Origin of the sequence: Streptomyces corynorhini (genome assembly GCF_003346515.1) — a bacterium.
GTDB lineage: Bacteria > Actinomycetota > Actinomycetes > Streptomycetales > Streptomycetaceae > Streptomyces > Streptomyces corynorhini.
The window spans coordinates 1-1065 of sequence record NZ_QQNA01000454.1 but is presented as its reverse complement, the minus strand read 5'-3'; the positions used below and the strand labels follow the sequence as shown (position 1 = coordinate 1065).

Below are 1065 nucleotides of genomic sequence, written 5' to 3'. Positions count from 1 at the left end.
CTCGTCCTCCACCACCTCGTCCTCGTCCGAGCGGGAGAAGCCTGTCACGCTGATCGGCGTCGAGCCCGACTCGTACACCCGGCTGGCGCGCCTGCACGACCTCGGAGCGTTCCCCGCCCGGGTGTTGAAGGCGCGGAACGGGGACGGGGTGCTCGACGCGGTGGCGTCCCCCGCCACCGCCGAGCGGCTGGGCACCGCGCCGCGCCGGATCGCCTCGGCGGCGGGCGAGATCACCGTACGGATCACCACGGTCCGGTCCCACACCCCGGCCGCTCCCCATGCCGAGTTCCTGCTGGTGAACGGTGCGGGGCTGGCGGCCGCAGAACCGACGGCGCTGCTGGTCGCGGGAGACGACCTGGACGCGCGGAAGCTGAGCGTGGCGGCGCGGGGCACCTCCGATCCGAAGCGGCGGCTCGGGGACCTGGCTCCGCGGGCGAGCCTGCTGAGCGAGGAACGGGCGTCGTTCACCGCGTCGCCGCTCCAGTCGGGCGCCGAGCGGATCTACGCCGTCGCCGTCGTGGCCGGAGCGTTCTACGCGGTTGTGGCCCTCCTCCTGTCCTTCCTGTACTCCACGCGCGAACGGACCGCTCTGCTGGTCAGACTGCGGACCATGGGCCTCACCCACCGCCAGGGCTGTCTGCTGCTCGGCTTGGAGGCACTGCCCCCGGCGCTGCTCGCCGCAGGGGGTGGCATCCTCGTCGGCTGGGCCACCATCAGGCTGCTGGCTCCCGGTATCGACCTGGTCCAGCTCGCCGTGGCCTCGGCGGCGGAGCCTCTGACGGGTGGGGTGTCGCTGAGTACGGACGTGTGGTCGCTGGTGCTGCCCGCGGCCGGTGTGCTGGTCCTGGCGGGGGCGGTGGCCGCGGCGCAGGCGTGGTGGTCGGGCAGACGCGGAACGATCACGGAGCTGAGAGCGGGAGACTCGCGATGACGGAGCGCCGGAAAGAACAGGGGCAGGGGAGTCGGCCGGGGAGTCGGCAGGGGACGGCGACGGAGCGGGTGACACCGGCGGATCCACGGGTGACACCGGCGGATCCAGCCACCCCCGCGCCGCTCACCCCAGCC

Annotated in this window: 1 protein-coding gene; it reads left to right on the top strand. The window is 73.7% G+C overall.

Annotated elements, in window-relative coordinates; translation table 11 throughout:
- The coding region (locus DVH02_RS34435) for an FtsX-like permease family protein (protein WP_147286216.1) at positions 1–931 on the top strand (931 nt) is incomplete at its 5' end.
- Between the last annotated feature and the right edge of the window lie 134 nt (positions 932–1065).